Source organism: Floridaenema flaviceps BLCC-F50, from assembly GCF_041929275.2.
Classification (GTDB): domain Bacteria; phylum Cyanobacteriota; class Cyanobacteriia; order Cyanobacteriales; family Aerosakkonemataceae; genus Floridanema; species Floridanema flaviceps.
Window position 1 is genome coordinate 2,298,335 of record NZ_JBHFNR020000001.1, and the last position, 16,471, is coordinate 2,314,805.

Sequence of the window (16,471 nt, forward strand, 5' to 3'; positions counted from 1 at the left end):
AGTTAGGGAGAGTTGGGTAAGTTTTGAGTTTTAAGTTTTGAGTTTTGAGTTAGGGAGAGTTGGGTAAGTTTTGAGTTTTAAGTTTTGAGTTTTGAGTTAGGGAGAGTTGGGTAAGTTTTGAGTTTTAAGCGATCCCCCCATCTCCCCATCTCCCCATCTCCCCATCTCCCCATCTCCCCATCTGCCTATCTCCCCATCTGCCTATCTCCCCATCTTCCTATTTTCCTTGCTCCTCTGCCCCTCTGCTCCTCTGCCCCTCTGCTCCCCTGCTCCCGGAGTCCCCTTCTGGGCTATCGTAGTTGGTAGCCATTTCTCCGGCTGAGGTATGGGAGGGAGTTGATTCTGGGGTAGCTAGTTGACGAGGTGATTTTAACCAAGTCATTCGTCCGGGTACTGGTTGGCGCGATCGTTGTAAGCCTTGCAACATTTCTGCGAGTTGCAATCCTTCCAAGGCGAATTTAGATTCGCGAATTTTGTGCCAAACGGAACGAGACATTAATAGAGTATGGGCGATTCTTTGTGCGCCAATCTGTTCTAAAAACTCTTCGCGTTCTGGTTGGTAGTCTGCTGAGGTTAATTGTAAGGGTTGAGCGGGGAAGTCTTGGGCGATGCGTGCCATTTGGGAGAGCAGTTCTGGATATAGCCAAGTATAGGCGGGGTGAACTGTCATTTCAGCTTTGTGGGGTTCTTTTCCGCTGCGACTGAGTTGGAGTTGGAAGTAACCGATCGCTGCCTTACGCTGGGGTTCAAATACGTAACCGCTGACTACTTCGGTTTGGCTAAACCATTGGCGCATTCCATCGATGAGGGCGCTGAAGAATCCGGTTTTAAAATCTTGGACGTGGCGATCGAATACTTGCCGCACTAATGGTGGCATTGCTGCTGTATCTAATTGATAGAGCAGTTGCGCGTCGGCGTTACTCACTGGGAGTAAGTTGGGTAAATCTGGCTCTCGTTCTTGCAGTTCCGCTAATAATGATGGTGAGATTTCCCAAGCGGTTAACTGCGCTAATGGTTGAAATCCATTTTGCCGATAAAGAGCTAGGGTATTTTTGTCATTAATGTTGACTTCTAGCAACCAAGTGCGTGCTTCCCAGATGGTTTCAAAGCAGTGGCGTAGCAGGAGGGAACCAACTGCTTGGCTGCGGGTTGTGCGATCGACAATTACCCTTTCTACTCGCCAGGTGCTCCGGGTACGATTAAATGGTTTAACTTGAATCATGCCCCTAACAAGTTGTTCTTCCTGAGCAACATAAGCACATAATTCGTAGCGTAATGGGTTAGGAAACAGACTCAAAATTTTCCATAGCCCGTAGGACTGGTTAAGCCGTTCTAGGTGTTCTTTTGTCTCATTGAGAGTTTCGAGGTTGTTTGCCTGTGCGATCGCACTTAGCGCTTCTAAGTCCCGGCGTTGTAGGGGACGGATCGCAACTTTTGGCTCCTGGGGTGGGAATGGGGTCATGTTCACTCAGGCTGTTCTTTTGCCTTGGCTAAGATTATTGCTGTAGTTTCTTGCTTGTTCCAGCCAGATTCTATTACAGCTGGGGAAGGGGTTGTATGTGATTTTCCACCTACAAAACTCCGCCCTTGAAAACGGGTGTTTTATTTGGGGGGGCTGCGGATCTGAGTTAAGCTAAATGATTTGCTTTCCAGTTTCCCGCTGCTTTTGGTTTTTCAGACTGGTAGGTATTACCAGTTTTAGTGTAACACTCGAACAGGGTGGGTTTTATTGGGTTAACATATCGAGACTTTGCAAGTATTATTACTTAATTAAATATTTATTCGTTTTAAAGCTTCTGGGGAAGGGTATCTATGAGCTTTAGCTTTAATTAAATAGCTTTCCGAAACGATCGCCTTTTTTTCATTAGTCCACTGTTTGATTGTTTCTTTAGAAGTAATTTCTACTTGCCAATCTCTAGCTAGTTGTTCTAAACTATTTCCGTGTCTTTTTAAAACAAAATCCCACGCAGCTTTGTAGCCTGGTTGGGTTTCTTCAAGACTCAAAAATATTTGCAACAATGATAATCTGGCTTCTGAGGTTAGCAACAAACTGGGATCTACCTTTATATCTGGTGTTTGTGCTTGCGCCCAGTTTAATTCATTGTCAGTAAAATATCCTACTAATTGCCTACTTTTGGCTATTGGTGCGGCTAAATTTTTTGCTTTAGCATCAATTTGTTTTAACCATTCTGGATCGAAAACATCGGGAATATAAATATATTCATTTCTAATTGGCGGTGTAACTTTGGCAAAATCAAGTATTACCGTGTATGGCATTCCCCGATCCCAAAATAGTGGGGCTGTCCAGGCTCCAAGGGCGTTAAAATTCCAATTTTTTAGTTTCTTTAAGGCAGTTTCTCGAAACACTGCACGATCTTCACCATATTTTTCATTTACAAATAGAGAATAAACTAAGGGATATTCAGGATTGACGGAAGTGACACCTTTGTAAAAAAATGGTTTGCCATCAGGATCGATAAACCACCAGCGTCCTTGAGTGGATTTTCCTACGCGGAAAAAACCCTCTTTTCCCACTATTGTTGTTGCATCGATGCGTACTTGTTCTAAAGGAGTAAGGGAACTGCCAATTACTAGATTTACTAGGGGAGGTAAAAGCGGAATTGCGATCGATGTTAACAAAGCAATTACGAAAGTTACAACTAAAGGATAATTTTTTCCCATAGGCAATCCTAAATTGAGTCATGTATTGAATTTTTTACTAATAAACATTAGTCAGATTGACAATCTTGATTTTGTGCTAAAAGCCGATCGACTTTGTTTTCAATAGCCGTAAGTTTCCGAAAAATTGTGGGACGATCTTCATCAACAGAAGCTAGTAAATTAGCCATCCCCTCTTGTAAATTGGTCAAACGTTCCACTATATTTTCAAGTCGTACCATTCCTTCTTGAAGCCGTATCATTCCTTCTTGAAGTTCTTGTCTTTCATTACGAGCTTCTACCATTGCATCTAGCATAGCTTGAGCAGTCCTAGCATTACTTTCAACAAGTTGCTTCAGTTCTTCATTAGTCATATTTTTTATACGGATAACAATCTTCTATTTGCTAATATTAAGTGTAACACTTGATGATTAAGAAAAGATTTATATTCATTTAATCAAATGAGGACTTTATCGACTTTATAAAAAATGCAAAACTTTCTTGCTTCACTTAAATGCTCACAAAATCGTTATCCCATAACATACTGTCTCCTAAATAGCGATAAAGTAACTAATATAACGAAGAGATAGATTAGGAGAATACTTGATGTTGTCAGCTTATCGTCAGCAGGTAGAAGAACGGGCGAAATTGGGTATTCCGCCGCTACCGCTTTCGGCGCAAGAAACTTCGGAACTTTGTGAGTTACTGAAAAATCCGCCTGCTGGGGAGGAGGAGTACTTAGTAGAATTATTGCGCGATCGCGTTCCTCCCGGTGTAGATCCTGCTGCTTACGTGAAAGCTGGATTTCTCACCGCTATTGCCAAAGGCGAAATTACCAGTCCGCTGATTGCTCCTGAGTGGGCGGTATATTTGTTAGGGACGATGGTAGGTGGTTACAATGTGCAATCTTTGATTGAATTGTTAAAGGCGAAAAATCCGGCGATCGCTTCTCATGCAGCCTCAGCTTTAAGCAAAACATTGTTAGTTTTTGATGCTTTTAATGATGTAATTGAACTGGCAGATGTTAACCCTTATGCTAAACAAGTGGTTGACTCTTGGGCGAATGCAGAATGGTTTACTAGTCGCCCGAAATTGCCAGAAAAAATTACGGTAACGGTGTTTAAAGTGCCAGGGGAAACTAACACTGATGACTTATCTCCTGCGCCTCATGCTACCACGCGCCCAGACATTCCTTTGCACGCTTTAGCAATGTTAGAAAGTCGGATGCCTGGGGGTTTAGAAACGATTGCCCAATTGAAGGAAAAAGGACATCCTGTTGCTTATGTTGGGGATGTTGTTGGTACTGGATCTTCGCGGAAATCTGCGATTAATTCGGTGTTGTGGCATATCGGTAATGATATTCCTTTTGTGCCGAACAAACGGGCGGGGGGATATATTTTAGGAAGTGCGATCGCTCCCATCTTTTTTAACACAGCTGAAGATGCAGGTGCATTACCCATTGAATGCGATGTTACCAAGCTAGAAACAGGCATGGTAATCAACATTTATCCTTACAAAGGAGAGATTACCAACGAAGCAGGAGAAGTAATTTCCACCTTTACTTTAAAACCCGAAACTATCCTCGATGAAGTGCGTGCGGGTGGGAGAATTCCCCTATTAATTGGACGCAGTTTAACCGACAAAACTCGCGAAGTTTTAGGATTAGAACCCAGCGAATTATTTGTCCGTCCCACACCTCCAAAAGACACAGGCAAAGGCTTTACTTTAGCACAAAAAATGGTCGGTAAAGCTTGCGGTTTGCCAGGGGTTCGTCCGGGAACTTCTTGCACACCAATCATGACAACTGTTGGTTCCCAAGATACCACAGGTCCGATGACCAGAGATGAGTTAAAAGAACTCGCTTGTTTAGGATTTAGTGCAGATTTAGTAATGCAAAGTTTCTGTCATACTGCCGCATATCCTAAACCAGTTGACGTAAAAACTCACAAAGAATTACCTGATTTTATGGCACAACGGGGCGGTGTTTCTTTACGTCCGGGAGATGGCATTATTCACTCTTGGTTAAACCGGATGTTGCTACCCGATACTGTGGGAACAGGTGGCGATTCACACACTCGTTTTCCATTAGGAATTTCTTTCCCCGCAGGTTCAGGTTTAGTAGCTTTTGCTGCTGCTTTGGGTGTCATGCCTTTAGATATGCCAGAATCAGTTTTAGTGCGTTTCAAAGGTGAATTGCAACCAGGAATTACGCTGAGAGATATTGTGAATGCAATTCCTTATGTAGCAATTCAAAAAGGTTTGCTAACTGTCGCCAAACAAAACAAGAAAAACGTCTTTTCCGGGCGAATTATGGAAATCGAAGGTTTGCCCGATTTAAAAGTTGAGCAAGCTTTTGAATTAACTGATGCTACCGCCGAACGTTCTTGTGCTGGTTGCACAATTAAACTGAGCATTGAGACAGTTTCGGAATATATTCGTTCTAATGTGGCGCTGATGAAAAACATGGTAGCTAGGGGTTATCAAGATGCCCGAACTATCATGCGTCGTGTGGCAAAAATGGAGGAATGGTTAGCAAATCCGGTGTTAATGGAAGCTGATGCTGATGCCGAATATGCCGAAATAATTGAAATTGATTTAAATGAAATCAAAGAACCAATTGTAGCGGCTCCAAATGACCCGGATAATATTAAGTTATTGTCGGAAGTTGCTAACGATCCAGTGCAAGAAGTATTCGTCGGTTCTTGTATGACAAATATCGGTCATTATCGCGCTACTGCGAAAGTTTTGGAAGGTGAAGGTGCGGTAAATACTCGGTTGTGGATTTGTCCGCCAACTAGAATGGATGAAAAGCAGCTGAAAGAAGAGGGATATTACGGAATTTTTGGTGCTGCTGGTGCGCGTACAGAAATGCCTGGTTGCAGTTTATGTATGGGTAATCAAGCGCGTGTTGCTGATGCAACAACTGTGTTTTCAACTTCTACCCGGAATTTCAATAATCGCATGGGTAAAGATGCGCGAGTTTACCTTGGTTCCGCTGAGTTAGCTGCTGTTTGTGCGCTGTTAGGAAGAATCCCAACTGTGCAGGAATATCTCGATTTGGTGGCGAAGAAAATTAATCCTTTTGCTGGTGATTTGTATCGCTATTTGAATTTCGATCAAATTACTGGTTTTGCGGATGAAGGACGGGTGATTGCGTTGGAAGATATGCCCAAGATTGAGGATATTTTGGGGATGCCTGTGAAGGCGGGTAAATAGTTAAATTAGGGTGGGGTTTTTTTTGCCCACCTTATTCTGTATGACTAACTTGCGGCAAACAGAGCAAAGCAAGTTAAAATGAGGTACAAAATGGTGAAAAATTTAAAAAGTTACTGATATGAAGTCTCTGCAAAACTACACTATTGTTATTCGTCCCGATGACAATGGCACTTTTGTGGCATATATCCCAGCAATTCCTGGTTGCCATGCTTGGGGACAAACACCAGATGAAGCGCGTTCTGAACTTGTCTATGTGTTCGAGATGATTCAAGAAGAATACCAAGAACAAGGACTTATGATGCCTGAAGACGTTAAGTTGGTGGTTGCCAATGCCAGCTAAAGCGAGTGAGTTGGAAAAAGTTGCCCGGAAACTGGGGTTTGAAAAAGTACGCCAGAAAGGTAGTCACGCCCGTTGGAAGCATCCAGATGGAAGAGTAACTACAATACCTATTCATGGTAATGCTGAAATTGGTAGTTGGTTATTTTATGAAATTCTCAAACAAATAGGGATTACTGAGGAGGAGTTTAATTTATTGCGATAATTAGGAAACTGCTTGATAAAAATTTTTATGAGTAAGGAGATTAGGTATGATTCAGAAAGCGATCGCAAATCCAAATAGTCTCTACGAAAAAGACTTTTATCTGTGGATAGAAACTACTGCTCAACAGTTAAAAGAAGGCAAATTTGATGAAATAGATTTGACTAATTTAATAGAAGAAATTGAAAGTATGGGCAGAAGTGAAAAGCGAGAATTGAAAAGTCGTTTAATTGTGCTTTTAATGCACTTGTTAAAATGGCAATATCAACCAGAAAAACGTAGTGAAAGTTGGCGTAGTACTATCAGCGAACAGCGTATTTGTATAGAAGGATTATTAGAAGATAGCCCCAGCTTAAAACCTATAATTTCCGAAGTGTTTGATGATTGTTATCAAAAAGCTCGTCTGAAAGCAGCGGATGAAACAGGAATTAAGTTAAACTTTTTTCCAAAAGAATCACCTTTTACTTTAGAAGAAACGTTGCAAACTAGTTTGTTAAATTGATAGAATCTTATAGACAGGGCGCTACAGTGGAGATGTAAAAGTTGGTTTTGCTATGCCTGCTAAAGACATTTACCATGATGCTGTTAAAAATGCTTTAATTAAGGATGGCTGGACTATTACTGCTGATCCCTATCCGATTAAATATGAAGAAGTTAAACTGTTTGCAGATCTCGCTGGTGAAAAAACTATTTCTGCTAGTAGAGAAGGAGAACAAATCGTTATTGAAATTAAAAGTTTTCTGAGTCTCTCTCCTATGCGTGATTTGGAAACTGCATTAGGTCAATATCTCATTTATCGGGCATTGTTATCGATCGACCATCCTGATTATCAATTATATTTAGCGATCGGTAAAAAGATTTCCTCAGAATTTTTCCAAAAAATAGCTATCAAATTTATTCTAGAAACATATCAAATTGCATTATTAATTGTTGATTTCGATAAAGAGGAGATCGTCCAATGGAAAAAATAATTAACTATCAAAATTTGATTAAGCAAATTTTAACTGAATACGAACGTATTTCAGCACAAGTTCCTGTTCCTGATGTGGATGAAGTGTTAATGTTTGATGATGAAAGAAAACAATACCTTTGGTTTAATATTGGCTGGAAACAAGGGAAAAGAGTCAAAGGGATTTCTGTTTATATTCGGATTAAAAATGACAAGATTTACATTGAGGAAGATTGGACAGAGGAAGGAATGGCAAATGAGTTATTAAGATTAGGCGTTCCCAAAGAGGATATTGTGTTAGCTTTTCAACCTCCAGAGGTGAGAAAGTTTACTGATTTTGCTGTAGTCTAAACAGGATTTATGCGGGTCACATTCAATGGAAAGTTGTACTTTTGTTATGGAATTTAAACATTTTTTTAAAATGCTCAAAATAACCGTTTTTCTCTCTTAGAAATCGTTGAATAATGTCATGAGAGCTTTTGGTTATATTCTGCGGGTCTATTAAATGGGTAAAATTCAATTCCTCAATCTCATTTCTAGGCTTGAGTTTTCCTTCTGCTTGAATATAAAAAACCTTATGTGAGTAATAAGTACTTTCGTGAGTAAATAAAAAAATAACTGATTGTGCATCCAGGTTTGTTTCTTCTTTCAACTCCCGTATAGCTGTGATAATACGAGGTTCATTTTTCTCTGCTTGTCCTCCGGGGAGTATAAAAAGATTACCTTTCATTTTGGTGAGTAAAATCCCATTTTCGGTCTCAATAATGACCGTTCCTCGCCGAGCTTTATTCATTTTATTTCTGCAATTAAGGTATGATATATAAAGTGTAAGTATAGGTGTTAATATATCAATTGTCAATTATTTGTTGATGGTTTTTTACCACATTAAAAATGAAGATACACGGATTCTTAATTAACCCGAAGTCTAAATTTTAAAGGCTTTTATGTACTAAAATTAACATACGAGCAAATATTGGAGTAGCTGTATGTTGCTGCAAGAACTCAAAGGGGAAATTGGTAAGTTGTCTGATTTTCGATCGGTGAATAGAGCACAGGCTACGCGATCGCACTTTTCACTCCCCAAATGCGTTGGCGTAGCCTGCCGTAGGCGTATCGCACTTTCACCCCACCAAAGTTATCCTAGATTCAGGTATGAGACAGGGAAAAACTAATGACTGTACATGATGAAACCATAGCAAAAATTCGCCAATTACCAGAATCTCTAGTACAGGAAGTGAATGATTTTGTAGAATTCCTACTAATGAAACACAATCGGGAATTGGAAGAAATGGTCGAATCAGATTTTGCTAATTATTTGACCAATTTAGAAGATTATGAAGAACGTTTGGCGCTCTTAGAAATTCAGTGGTGACAGTGACGCGGGGAGATGTGGTTTTATGCGATCTTAATCCAGTTATCGGTACAGAACAATCTGGAATTAGACCAGTAGTGATTGTCCAAATCGATCGCGCTAGAGTAAATATCGTATAAATATGATTAACTAACAGGTGAAGCAATGGAATTTTACACGGTGGTACTCAGGCAAAGCGGAGGTTATTGGGTGGCTTTGTGTTTAGAGAATGGATTAGTAGGACAGGGAAGTAATCCAGATGACTCTATTAGTAAACTTAAAGAGGCTATAGAGTCTTTTCAAGATGTTTGTCAAACGGAAACAAATGTTTATAGCGCTCCAATTTCTATCGAAGAATTGCATGAATTTTTATTGATTGAAAGCGAAAATGTTAGTTCAGATAGTTATGAATTAAGGAAAGTTTATGCCTAAAAATATTCCTTCCCTTAAACCTAAACAGCTAATCAAGATTTTGGAAAGAGGTGGCTGTACGTTTTATAGAGAGGGAAAAGGCGATCATTGTTTATATATTCGTGAATTTGAGGAGCAACGGAGAATTGCTCCTATTGATATGGGTGCGGGAGAAATGTCACCTGCTTATGTGTTGCGGATTTTTAGGCAATTTGGATTTAGTGATGAAGAAATTGAGAGTCTTTTAAGGTAGAAGTTGTATGTCGCTATTTGAATATAACACAGGCTATGCGATCGCACATTTCACTCCCCAAATGCGCTCGCCAACAAAATTACCTTTCTGAATTTCCGCTATTATCGGTTCAACATCAGCACGAATATGGCGATATTTCTTTGATAACCGATATAACTCATTTTCAAATTCATTAGTAAATCTGACTGAAATTTGATGGAAATTATTAGTCATCTATTCTTTCCCACAATTCAGAAATAGGTCGCGTTTGTCCGGCTTTTACTTGTTGTAAAGAGCGTCTTATACTTGCTTTAATTTCTGCAACAGGGGTATCATCAGGATCGGATTCAGAGTCAGACTCATTAGTTAATAAAACAATCACTTTAACCCGACTTGGTGTAGTAATATTTAAATTATGATCTAAAATTATTTGACCTTCTTCATCAATTGTTCCCATCACTTCAAAGGCTTGCATTGTAGTATTTCCTCAAATAGTCAAGTTAATTAATTTCATCATAACAGGTGGTATTGATTTGTTAAATGCGATCGCTATTCTAAACTAACCTAGAACCTGCATTATGGTGCAATAATAGGGAATAGGGGCAAAACCAAACAACTAATAAGCGGGAGTTGAGCAATGGTTTCAGTTTTAGATAAACCATTTGGTGCGCCAACAGAAGAAAAACTGGTGGTTCTATACAACATTTCCTGGGAACAGTTCAAAGCTATAGAAACACAGCTGGAAAACAACTCTGGTGTGAAGCTTTCATATTTATCAGGGGTAATGGAAATTATGGCTCCAATAGGCGATCGACACGAATTTGTCAAAACAACTTTTGGCTATCTATTGGAAGCTTATATGAGAGAGAAGGGTATTCGATTTTATGGTCGTGGTGGATTTACTTTAGAAACAGAAGGTAAAGCTTCCGGCACTCCCGACGAATCTTATTGTATTGATAGTAATAAAGAAATTCCTGATATTGTGATTGAAATTATTGTTACCAGTGGAACAATAGACAAGTGTGAGCTATACAAATCTAAAAGAGTTCCTGAAGTCTGGTTTTGGAAATCTAATCAAATCAGAATATTTCGCTTCAATGAAGAATTTGGTGAATACGAAGAAGTTTCCCGTAGTGCTTTTTTGCCGGATTTAGACTTATCTTTATTATTGCGCTACCTTGCATATCCCGATCAGTATGATGCTGTAAATGAGTTCATCCGGGCTATTCGCAAAGAATAAGGTTTGATGGTGTATTTCTTATCATGTTCGGCAAGATAAAATTTTATCAATTTTGGGAAAAATTTTTCAGGTATTCTCGAAAAACCGGAGATAAATCAAACGCTATTTAGCTAATCAAGATTTTGGAAAAAGGTGGCTGTAGATTTTATAGAGAGGGAAAAGACGATCGTTGTTTATATGTTCGTGAATTTGAGGATGAGCGGAGAGTTGTTCCTATTGATATGGGGGCGTGAGAAATGTTATAATTAATTACCAAAAAATAGCATACCCGATATGTTCGCTATGTCTTCCGTAGAAATCACACAAGCTATTTCCCAAATATCAGAATTATTCGATTTAGCTTTAAATGGAGAAGAAGTAATTATTACAGAAAATCAACAGCCTTTATTAAAATTAGTTCCACTTGGGCCAAAATCTCAACGTCCTCCTTTATTTGGCACGGATAAAGGAATCATTTCTATTTCTGATGATTTTGATGCACCGTTAGAAGAATTTGAAGATTAACGATGCAAGTTTTATTAGATACTCATGCACTTATTTGGTTTTTCTCTGGCAATGCCAAACTTAGCGATACTGCTAGAAATTTAATAGAAGATATAAACAATATAAAATATATCAGTGTGGCGAGTGCTTGGGAAATGGCAATCAAGATTTAAATTTGATGATAAATATTATAATTAAATTCAGCAAATTTCCCCTATAAAATCCCAAATCTAAAATCGAATGACTGTATTTCCTTATGACCAATTTGCGAAAGACTATCTGAAAGAATTGTTATTACCATTAGGAGAAGTAGAAACAAGTCGTAATATTGCTGGTGAAGTTCGGGAAATCGATGTTTGGTTTGCACCTACGGCACCAGTCACATCTGCAACCGAATTGGGATTACTAGGACGTTTGGCAGCTACATCGGCGATTTTTGAACCTTTTCGTAATGCGGTTAACCTGGAGGACGTTCGTAGCTGTATGGGCAAATTGTTTGATGTTTTTGCTTTTTTGGCACGTCAAGCAAGACGAAATGATACCCATGTTGAGGAAACAGATTTACCTCATCTCTGGATTATTTCTCCTACTGCATCAGAGTCGCTATTGGCAGGTTTTGGAGCTACACTTGATGTAGATAACTGGGGCAGCGGGATTTATTTTTTCCCTGCACATTGGAAAGGCGCAATTGTCGTTATTCACCAATTACCACGAACGCCAGAAACACTTTGGTTACGAATTTTAGGGAAGGGGAAAGTGCAGCAACAAGCAATTGATGAATTGGCAGCACTTCCAGAAAATGATCCGTTACGGGGTGTGGTGTTGGAGTTGTTAAGTAACCTCAAGACTATATTAGAGGTAAACCAAAATTTAGAACCAGAGGAGCAAGATTTAATTATGCGCTTGTCACCACTTTACGAACAACGTTTAGCTGAAGCTACTCAGCAAGGTATTGAGCAAGGTATTGAGCAAGGTATTGAGCAAGGTATTGAGCAAGGTATTGGGCAAGGTGTTCGCCAAGGACAGCGAATTTTTGTGGAAAATTTGTTGAGGGCGAAATTTGGGGAATTGGATGAGGAACTAACGGCAATTATTGAGCCTTTGTTGGCATTACCGCCAGCAGATTCTACTACTTTGTTATTGCAATTGTCTAATTTATCCCGTGCGGAATTGTTGGCTAGGTTTAATTAGGTTTTGGAGGTTGAGAAAACTGGGTTTCTGAGGTATAGTTTGTGGGGGGTAGGGACACGGCATCATTAATATTTGCCACTCCTACATTATCTCTTTCATGCCGTGTCCCTACTTCTCACATATTCTCGAAAAACTGGAGATAAATTAAACGTTATTTTCTCGCATTCTATTGGTTTAAGTAAATAACGTTTATTCAAGGATTGTAACCCATTAATCAAATCTGTTGACGACAAGGATAAACTTTGTCTTAATTCTTCTCTTGATGTTGGTTGATTAAATTTACTTAATTCTAAAAGAATCTGTTGTTTTAGCACAAAAAAAATCTGAATTATGCCTTCTTCCTTTTATTAGCCAATTATTAGAATCTTCATTTCATCAACAAAATCTTAATTTTGTTAAAATCGCTCAAATGTTTGATATTGGCTTGAGAGTAGAAGCCAATTTATTTGAATCTTGGCAGTTTGAGGGTGATTTATTATCATCAGTTGAATTAATTAGAAAAAAATACAATATATGTCTGTAAAATTTTCTTATTTAACAGTCCGTTATCCAAAGAGTTTGTAAGGTGCGTCAGAGCCAAAAAATTTATTGATGAGATAATCAAGTTAACTATCTGACGCACCCTACAAAGTTTTTTTGGTTTGATGCGATCGATACGCCTACGGCAGGCTACGCCAACGTACATTTTATCCAATAAATGCGATATTAAATCTGGTTGGAAGAGAGGTTATTTAGTGCGATCGCACTAGTTAACGTCGCTTTAATTTCTGAAACTTAATCACACTACTAATACCGATTTTACTTGCTCAGTAAAAGCTGGAGCAATAAACCTTGAGCTATCTTCTAAACTCACATAACTTAGATTAACTGCTAATTGCATCACCTCAACCAAAAACCTCCTTAACTCTCCTAAAACTTGCTGTTTATCCAACTCATAATCCTGTTGATTATGCGGATTACCAAATTCCCTTAATTGGCAATGAATTTGCTCATCTATCGGCGTTAAAATCACTGTTAGATGATAACTTTCGGCAAAATCTATACGAATAGTTTTACCTTGTTCTAATTCCCCAATTTGTTCGGGTAAGCGATCTTCCAATAACATACAAATATCAGGGTCGAAAAACACAGTAAACTGGATTTCACCAATTTTCACAATTACTTGACGATCGCACTCATAACAAAAACGGCGCAACCCTAATTCAAAATCAGATAATTCACCCAGAGGATCGTCAGGTGGTAAGGCATAATTTTCTAAATTGCGATCGGCAATTTTAAAGTGAAAATTATTGGTTTTTTTCATGCTAACTTACCTCGCTTTCTTTAGATTTTTCTTTAGGTTTAACTATTGGATAAGCATATTTAATTGTTCCATCAGCATTTCTGCCTATTTCAACATAATAAACATTTTCAGTAATCCTGCCGTCAGGATGATAAACTCTGCCAATTGGACGATTAAATTTAATAATATACTGCCCATAATATTTAGGGATTAACTTTTCAGCTATTACCCAATCTTGCTCATTTAACCATTGTCCCTGATCCCGATTTTTACTGGCTGCCCTCCCTTGTAAATTACTAGATTTGAGTTTAGAACCATGATGCCGGATAATATGATCGTAAGCCTTAGTTGATTTAGGGTTATCCCATTGTGGCTCTTTACCACTACCACGCCAAATACGATCGCTCCCTACCTCAACTGTTGAATCAATAATATCTGCTGCAACAATTTCAATAGATTCTAACTCCTGCGATGCCAATAAATTCTCCTATTTTTAAAATTTGATAGCGCAATTATAACAAAAAAATATATAGTTAGGATTCACCTCTTTAAATTATCTGCGTTTGTTGTATGCAATTGCCCATTTCGTAAGTTGCGTCAGCGCAAAAAAGTTATTGATGAGATAATCAAGTTAACTATCTGACGCACCCTACAAAGTTTTTTGGTTATATGCGATCGATACGCCAACGCACTTTTCACCCAACAAATGCGCTGTTAAATCTGGTTGGAAGAGAGGTTAGTTAGTGCGATCGCTCTTTTTAAAGCGCAATTCGTTTAGAAGGCAAAGGAATCGGCTTTTTACCACTATCATAAACAGTTTCTATCCATAACTCTCTCGCTTCATTAATATTTTCTATCGCTTCTTCTAAGCTTTCTCCCTGACTCATACAACCTGGAAGATCGGGAATAATTACTGTGTATCCTCCATCATCTTCTGGGTAAATAGACATCGGATATTTTAAAGAGAGATAATATTCTAAAGGTTGATGTTCTAGCTGAGAATTAGTTGTCATCTTTCCAGTTTTCTAAATCTAGTAATCTAATGGTTTCTTCAATATAAGTTCGTTTAACTTTTTTCCCGCCTTTTTTAGGGATAATAATAACTTCTCCTTGTTCATTCTCAAAGGAATGATGACTTCCCCGCGATCTAACTTCCTGATAACCGAACGCTTCTAAAACATAACTAATCTCTTCAAATCTGGCTTCAGGAGGACGGGAAAGAAGGTATTCAATTAATTTACTTAATTTACCCATTGGCAAATTGTAGCATTTTTTAAACTAGGTGGGCTTGGTTGCTGGAGTTGGTAGCGTGCGATCGTTGTAAGTTATTAATCGTTTGAATATCTTCTGCTAAATCTTCTTCAGTGTAGGGTAAGTAAGCTTGTTCTTGTTTCAAGAATTGATATGTTTCCCATCGGGAAGAAAAGTTCAGCATTCGGTGAACTTCGGCTGCTCCAATCCTACCTTGGCGATAATAATCGGCTGCAATCAATTCTAAAACTCTGCGGGAAATGTTGGTGCGTTGCAGTTGTAGTTTATTGGCGATATCATCGGGAAGTTCGAGGGTAATTTGCATAAGTTTTGCTAGTAAGGCTTATGTTTAAAAGGATAGCGTTTTTTGGCAGAGGTTTGGATGATGTGTGTTTGTTATATGCGATCGCCCATCTCATACTTTCCATCAAACCAAAAAAGTTATTGATGAGATAATTAAGTTAACTATCTGACGCACCCTACAAAGTTTTTTGATTTGATGCGATCGATCGCACCACAGTTACTCATATACTTCACTTCTATGAGCAATCAAAATTACAATCACTCGACCTTCTTCTTCTTCAATATCAGAAGCAACATTTTGTTCAATGTAATAAACTACTCTATAATCACCCACACGGTAACGGTAATAACCAGCAAAATTGCCTTTTAAAGCCTTAATATTTGGATGATTTCGAGGATCTTCTTCAAGTCTTTCAAAGCATCTAGCTAACTTTTTAGCTAAGGGAAGATTAACAGCTGCATAAAAATTTTCTGCTTCAGAGGACAACTGAACTCTATACATCGTCTCGTACTTTTCGCCAATCAGTCACCCTTCCCGCAGCAACATCCTGTTTTCCCCGCTCAAAAGCTTCAATAAAACCGGGAATTTCTAATAATTCTTCTGTTGCTTCATTACTCTCGCGTTCTGCTAAATAAGCTAAGAAATCAGCGGCAACACGCAATCGTTCGGGGGATAATCGATCGACGTATTCCTTAACTTGAAGGCGCATTTGGTCAGTATTCATTGGTAATAACAGTTTGATTATTTCATCATTTTAACCTGTAACAGCAGATGTTGGAGTAGCTGTATGTTGCTGCAAGAAGTTAAAGAGGAAAAGGTGAATAGATCACAGGCTAGGCGATCGCGCTAAATTAATAACATAACTATCAAAACCAAAACTCTGATGAAAGCTGAAGATTACCCATTTGTAAAAGAGTTGATCGTTGACATTGAAGGTACAATCCAAAAAGTTGTGATCGATTTTAGTGATTATCAGCATCTTCTAGAAGCGATCGAAGATGAAGGATTGATCCGCGCTATGAATGAAGTAAAAGGCGAAACTGGGCTTACTTTAGATGAAGCATTAGCAGAACTGGAGAAAGAGTGAATACAGAGTATCTACCTAGTTTTGTGAAAGATCTCAAAGCACTGAAAGTACGCCTGTTTTTGAGTCTATTAAAGCACTGGTTTTTGAAGAGATACCCAACCTACCTAGTTTTGAGGATCTCACCAATTTGAAAAAGCTAAAAGGATACGAAAATGCTTATCGAATTCGTGTCGGTGATTATCGCATTGGTTTTACATTTGATAGTGAAACAGTCATATTTTACCGGGTACTACACCGAAAGGAATTTTATCGCTATTTTCCTTAAATGCGTTGGCAT

Annotated in this window: 28 protein-coding genes and 3 pseudogenes; 17 read left to right on the forward strand and 14 right to left on the reverse strand. The window is 38.6% G+C overall.

Annotation, left to right across the window (positions count from 1 at the left end):
* Nucleotides 1–217 precede the first annotated feature (217 nt).
* The 3 genes from ACE1CI_RS10975 to ACE1CI_RS10985 form a co-directional block, all read right to left on the reverse strand.
* Entirely contained in the window at nt 218–1,462 is a 1,245-nt protein-coding gene (locus ACE1CI_RS10975) for a GNAT family N-acetyltransferase (protein ID WP_413261100.1), read from the reverse strand.
* A 308-nt stretch (nt 1,463–1,770) separates the two neighbouring features.
* Nucleotides 1,771–2,682 (reverse strand): hypothetical protein, encoded by a 912-nt coding sequence (locus ACE1CI_RS10980; RefSeq protein WP_413261101.1) that lies wholly within the window; start codon nt 2,680–2,682, stop codon nt 1,771–1,773.
* Nucleotides 2,683–2,729: 47 nt separating this feature from the next.
* Complete coding sequence (locus ACE1CI_RS10985) at nt 2,730–3,032, reverse strand: hypothetical protein (protein ID WP_413261102.1); 303 nt, start codon at nt 3,030–3,032, stop codon at nt 2,730–2,732.
* A 232-nt stretch (nt 3,033–3,264) separates the two neighbouring features.
* Here ACE1CI_RS10985 and acnB point away from each other — a divergent pair, with 232 nt between their 5' ends.
* The 6 genes from acnB to ACE1CI_RS11015 all read left to right on the forward strand — a co-directional run bounded on the left by acnB (nt 3,265) and on the right by ACE1CI_RS11015 (nt 7,713).
* Nucleotides 3,265–5,874 (forward strand): bifunctional aconitate hydratase 2/2-methylisocitrate dehydratase, encoded by a 2,610-nt coding sequence (gene acnB, locus ACE1CI_RS10990; RefSeq protein ID WP_413261103.1) that lies wholly within the window; start codon nt 3,265–3,267, stop codon nt 5,872–5,874.
* Between the two features lie 118 nt (nt 5,875–5,992).
* Nucleotides 5,993–6,214 carry a type II toxin-antitoxin system HicB family antitoxin gene (locus ACE1CI_RS10995; RefSeq protein WP_073596087.1) on the forward strand — a complete coding sequence of 74 codons (222 nt, stop codon included), beginning with the start codon at nt 5,993–5,995 and terminating at the stop codon, nt 6,212–6,214.
* Nucleotides 6,204–6,416: a type II toxin-antitoxin system HicA family toxin gene (locus ACE1CI_RS11000; RefSeq protein ID WP_073596086.1), complete on the forward strand. Its 213-nt coding sequence runs from the start codon at nt 6,204–6,206 to the stop codon at nt 6,414–6,416. The genes ACE1CI_RS10995 and ACE1CI_RS11000 overlap by 11 nt, the downstream gene beginning before the upstream one ends.
* A 46-nt stretch (nt 6,417–6,462) precedes the next feature.
* Nucleotides 6,463–6,915, forward strand: a complete 453-nt coding sequence (locus tag ACE1CI_RS11005) for a DUF29 domain-containing protein (protein WP_413261104.1) — start codon at nt 6,463–6,465, stop codon at nt 6,913–6,915.
* Nucleotides 6,916–6,967: 52 nt separating this feature from the next.
* Complete coding sequence (locus ACE1CI_RS11010; RefSeq protein WP_413261105.1) at nt 6,968–7,384, forward strand: XisH family protein; 417 nt, start codon at nt 6,968–6,970, stop codon at nt 7,382–7,384.
* Nucleotides 7,372–7,713, forward strand: coding sequence for a XisI protein (locus ACE1CI_RS11015; protein ID WP_413261106.1), 342 nt, complete (start codon nt 7,372–7,374; stop codon nt 7,711–7,713). The genes ACE1CI_RS11010 and ACE1CI_RS11015 overlap by 13 nt, the downstream gene beginning before the upstream one ends.
* Before the next feature lie 22 nt (nt 7,714–7,735).
* On the opposite strand, the gene ACE1CI_RS11020 is transcribed toward ACE1CI_RS11015, so the two are convergent.
* Complete coding sequence (locus ACE1CI_RS11020) at nt 7,736–8,155, reverse strand: NUDIX domain-containing protein (protein ID WP_413261107.1); 420 nt, start codon at nt 8,153–8,155, stop codon at nt 7,736–7,738.
* 378 nt (nt 8,156–8,533) lie between these two features.
* On the opposite strand from ACE1CI_RS11020, the gene ACE1CI_RS11025 reads away from it, so the two are divergent.
* The 4 genes and pseudogenes from ACE1CI_RS11025 to ACE1CI_RS11040 all read left to right on the forward strand — a co-directional run bounded on the left by ACE1CI_RS11025 (nt 8,534) and on the right by ACE1CI_RS11040 (nt 9,377).
* Nucleotides 8,534–8,734 (forward strand): DUF2281 domain-containing protein, encoded by a 201-nt coding sequence (locus ACE1CI_RS11025; protein WP_413261108.1) that lies wholly within the window; start codon nt 8,534–8,536, stop codon nt 8,732–8,734.
* A pseudogene (locus ACE1CI_RS11030) lies at nt 8,728–8,835 on the forward strand (type II toxin-antitoxin system PemK/MazF family toxin); the annotation flags it as partial. The gene ACE1CI_RS11025 and the pseudogene ACE1CI_RS11030, both read left to right, overlap by 7 nt.
* A 43-nt stretch (nt 8,836–8,878) precedes the next feature.
* Complete coding sequence (locus ACE1CI_RS11035; protein ID WP_413261110.1) at nt 8,879–9,145, forward strand: type II toxin-antitoxin system HicB family antitoxin; 267 nt, start codon at nt 8,879–8,881, stop codon at nt 9,143–9,145.
* A complete protein-coding gene (locus ACE1CI_RS11040) occupies nt 9,138–9,377 on the forward strand; it encodes a type II toxin-antitoxin system HicA family toxin (RefSeq protein ID WP_413261111.1) in 240 nt (79 codons plus the stop codon). The genes ACE1CI_RS11035 and ACE1CI_RS11040 overlap by 8 nt, the downstream gene beginning before the upstream one ends.
* A 33-nt stretch (nt 9,378–9,410) precedes the next feature.
* On the opposite strand, the gene ACE1CI_RS11045 is transcribed toward ACE1CI_RS11040, so the two are convergent.
* Entirely contained in the window at nt 9,411–9,590 is a 180-nt protein-coding gene (locus ACE1CI_RS11045; RefSeq protein WP_413261112.1) for a hypothetical protein, read from the reverse strand.
* The gene (locus tag ACE1CI_RS11050) at nt 9,583–9,831 is read right to left on the reverse strand and encodes a type II toxin-antitoxin system RelN family antitoxin (RefSeq protein WP_413261113.1); all 249 of its coding nucleotides are present in this window, start codon (nt 9,829–9,831) and stop codon (nt 9,583–9,585) included. The genes ACE1CI_RS11045 and ACE1CI_RS11050 overlap by 8 nt, the downstream gene beginning before the upstream one ends.
* 162 nt (nt 9,832–9,993) lie before the next feature.
* On the opposite strand from ACE1CI_RS11050, the gene ACE1CI_RS11055 reads away from it, so the two are divergent.
* From ACE1CI_RS11055 to ACE1CI_RS11075, 5 genes and pseudogenes are all read left to right on the forward strand, one after another.
* Nucleotides 9,994–10,596 carry a Uma2 family endonuclease gene (locus ACE1CI_RS11055; protein WP_413261114.1) on the forward strand — a complete coding sequence of 201 codons (603 nt, stop codon included), beginning with the start codon at nt 9,994–9,996 and terminating at the stop codon, nt 10,594–10,596.
* 113 nt (nt 10,597–10,709) lie between these two features.
* Nucleotides 10,710–10,826: pseudogene (locus tag ACE1CI_RS11060) on the forward strand (type II toxin-antitoxin system HicA family toxin); the annotation flags it as partial.
* A gap of 52 nt (nt 10,827–10,878) precedes the next feature.
* A complete protein-coding gene (locus ACE1CI_RS11065; protein WP_413261115.1) occupies nt 10,879–11,100 on the forward strand; it encodes a type II toxin-antitoxin system Phd/YefM family antitoxin in 222 nt (73 codons plus the stop codon).
* A 2-nt stretch (nt 11,101–11,102) separates the two neighbouring features.
* The gene (locus ACE1CI_RS11070) at nt 11,103–11,252 is read left to right on the forward strand and encodes a type II toxin-antitoxin system VapC family toxin (RefSeq protein ID WP_413261116.1); all 150 of its coding nucleotides are present in this window, start codon (nt 11,103–11,105) and stop codon (nt 11,250–11,252) included.
* Between the two features lie 67 nt (nt 11,253–11,319).
* Nucleotides 11,320–12,270 (forward strand): RpnC/YadD family protein, encoded by a 951-nt coding sequence (locus ACE1CI_RS11075; protein WP_413261117.1) that lies wholly within the window; start codon nt 11,320–11,322, stop codon nt 12,268–12,270.
* A 95-nt stretch (nt 12,271–12,365) separates the two neighbouring features.
* Here the strand turns inward: ACE1CI_RS11075 and ACE1CI_RS11080 are convergent.
* The 8 genes and pseudogenes from ACE1CI_RS11080 to ACE1CI_RS11115 all read right to left on the reverse strand — a co-directional run.
* Nucleotides 12,366–12,581 (reverse strand): annotated as a pseudogene (locus tag ACE1CI_RS11080) (ATP-binding protein); the annotation flags it as partial.
* 467 nt (nt 12,582–13,048) lie between these two features.
* A complete protein-coding gene (locus tag ACE1CI_RS11085; RefSeq protein ID WP_413261118.1) occupies nt 13,049–13,573 on the reverse strand; it encodes a hypothetical protein in 525 nt (174 codons plus the stop codon).
* A 1-nt stretch (nt 13,574) separates the two neighbouring features.
* On the reverse strand, nt 13,575–14,030 hold the full coding sequence (locus ACE1CI_RS11090; RefSeq protein ID WP_413261119.1) for a hypothetical protein: 456 nt from the start codon (nt 14,028–14,030) through the stop codon (nt 13,575–13,577).
* A gap of 280 nt (nt 14,031–14,310) precedes the next feature.
* A complete protein-coding gene (locus tag ACE1CI_RS11095) occupies nt 14,311–14,565 on the reverse strand; it encodes a type II toxin-antitoxin system HicB family antitoxin (RefSeq protein WP_413261120.1) in 255 nt (84 codons plus the stop codon).
* Entirely contained in the window at nt 14,555–14,806 is a 252-nt protein-coding gene (locus ACE1CI_RS11100; RefSeq protein WP_413261121.1) for a type II toxin-antitoxin system HicA family toxin, read from the reverse strand. Before ACE1CI_RS11100 ends, ACE1CI_RS11095 begins: the two co-directional genes overlap by 11 nt.
* Nucleotides 14,807–14,825: 19 nt before the next feature.
* A complete protein-coding gene (locus ACE1CI_RS11105) occupies nt 14,826–15,128 on the reverse strand; it encodes a UPF0175 family protein (protein ID WP_413261122.1) in 303 nt (100 codons plus the stop codon).
* Between the two features lie 195 nt (nt 15,129–15,323).
* Entirely contained in the window at nt 15,324–15,608 is a 285-nt protein-coding gene (locus tag ACE1CI_RS11110) for a type II toxin-antitoxin system RelE family toxin (protein WP_413261123.1), read from the reverse strand.
* A complete protein-coding gene (locus ACE1CI_RS11115; protein WP_413261124.1) occupies nt 15,601–15,831 on the reverse strand; it encodes a hypothetical protein in 231 nt (76 codons plus the stop codon). Before ACE1CI_RS11115 ends, ACE1CI_RS11110 begins: the two co-directional genes overlap by 8 nt.
* A 159-nt stretch (nt 15,832–15,990) precedes the next feature.
* Between ACE1CI_RS11115 and ACE1CI_RS11120 the strand changes: the two genes are divergently transcribed.
* Nucleotides 15,991–16,194, forward strand: a complete 204-nt coding sequence (locus tag ACE1CI_RS11120; protein ID WP_413261125.1) for a RelB antitoxin-like protein — start codon at nt 15,991–15,993, stop codon at nt 16,192–16,194.
* Nucleotides 16,195–16,285: 91 nt separating this feature from the next.
* Entirely contained in the window at nt 16,286–16,459 is a 174-nt protein-coding gene (locus ACE1CI_RS11125) for a type II toxin-antitoxin system RelE family toxin (protein ID WP_413261138.1), read from the forward strand.
* The last annotated feature ends 12 nt before the right edge of the window (nt 16,460–16,471 follow it).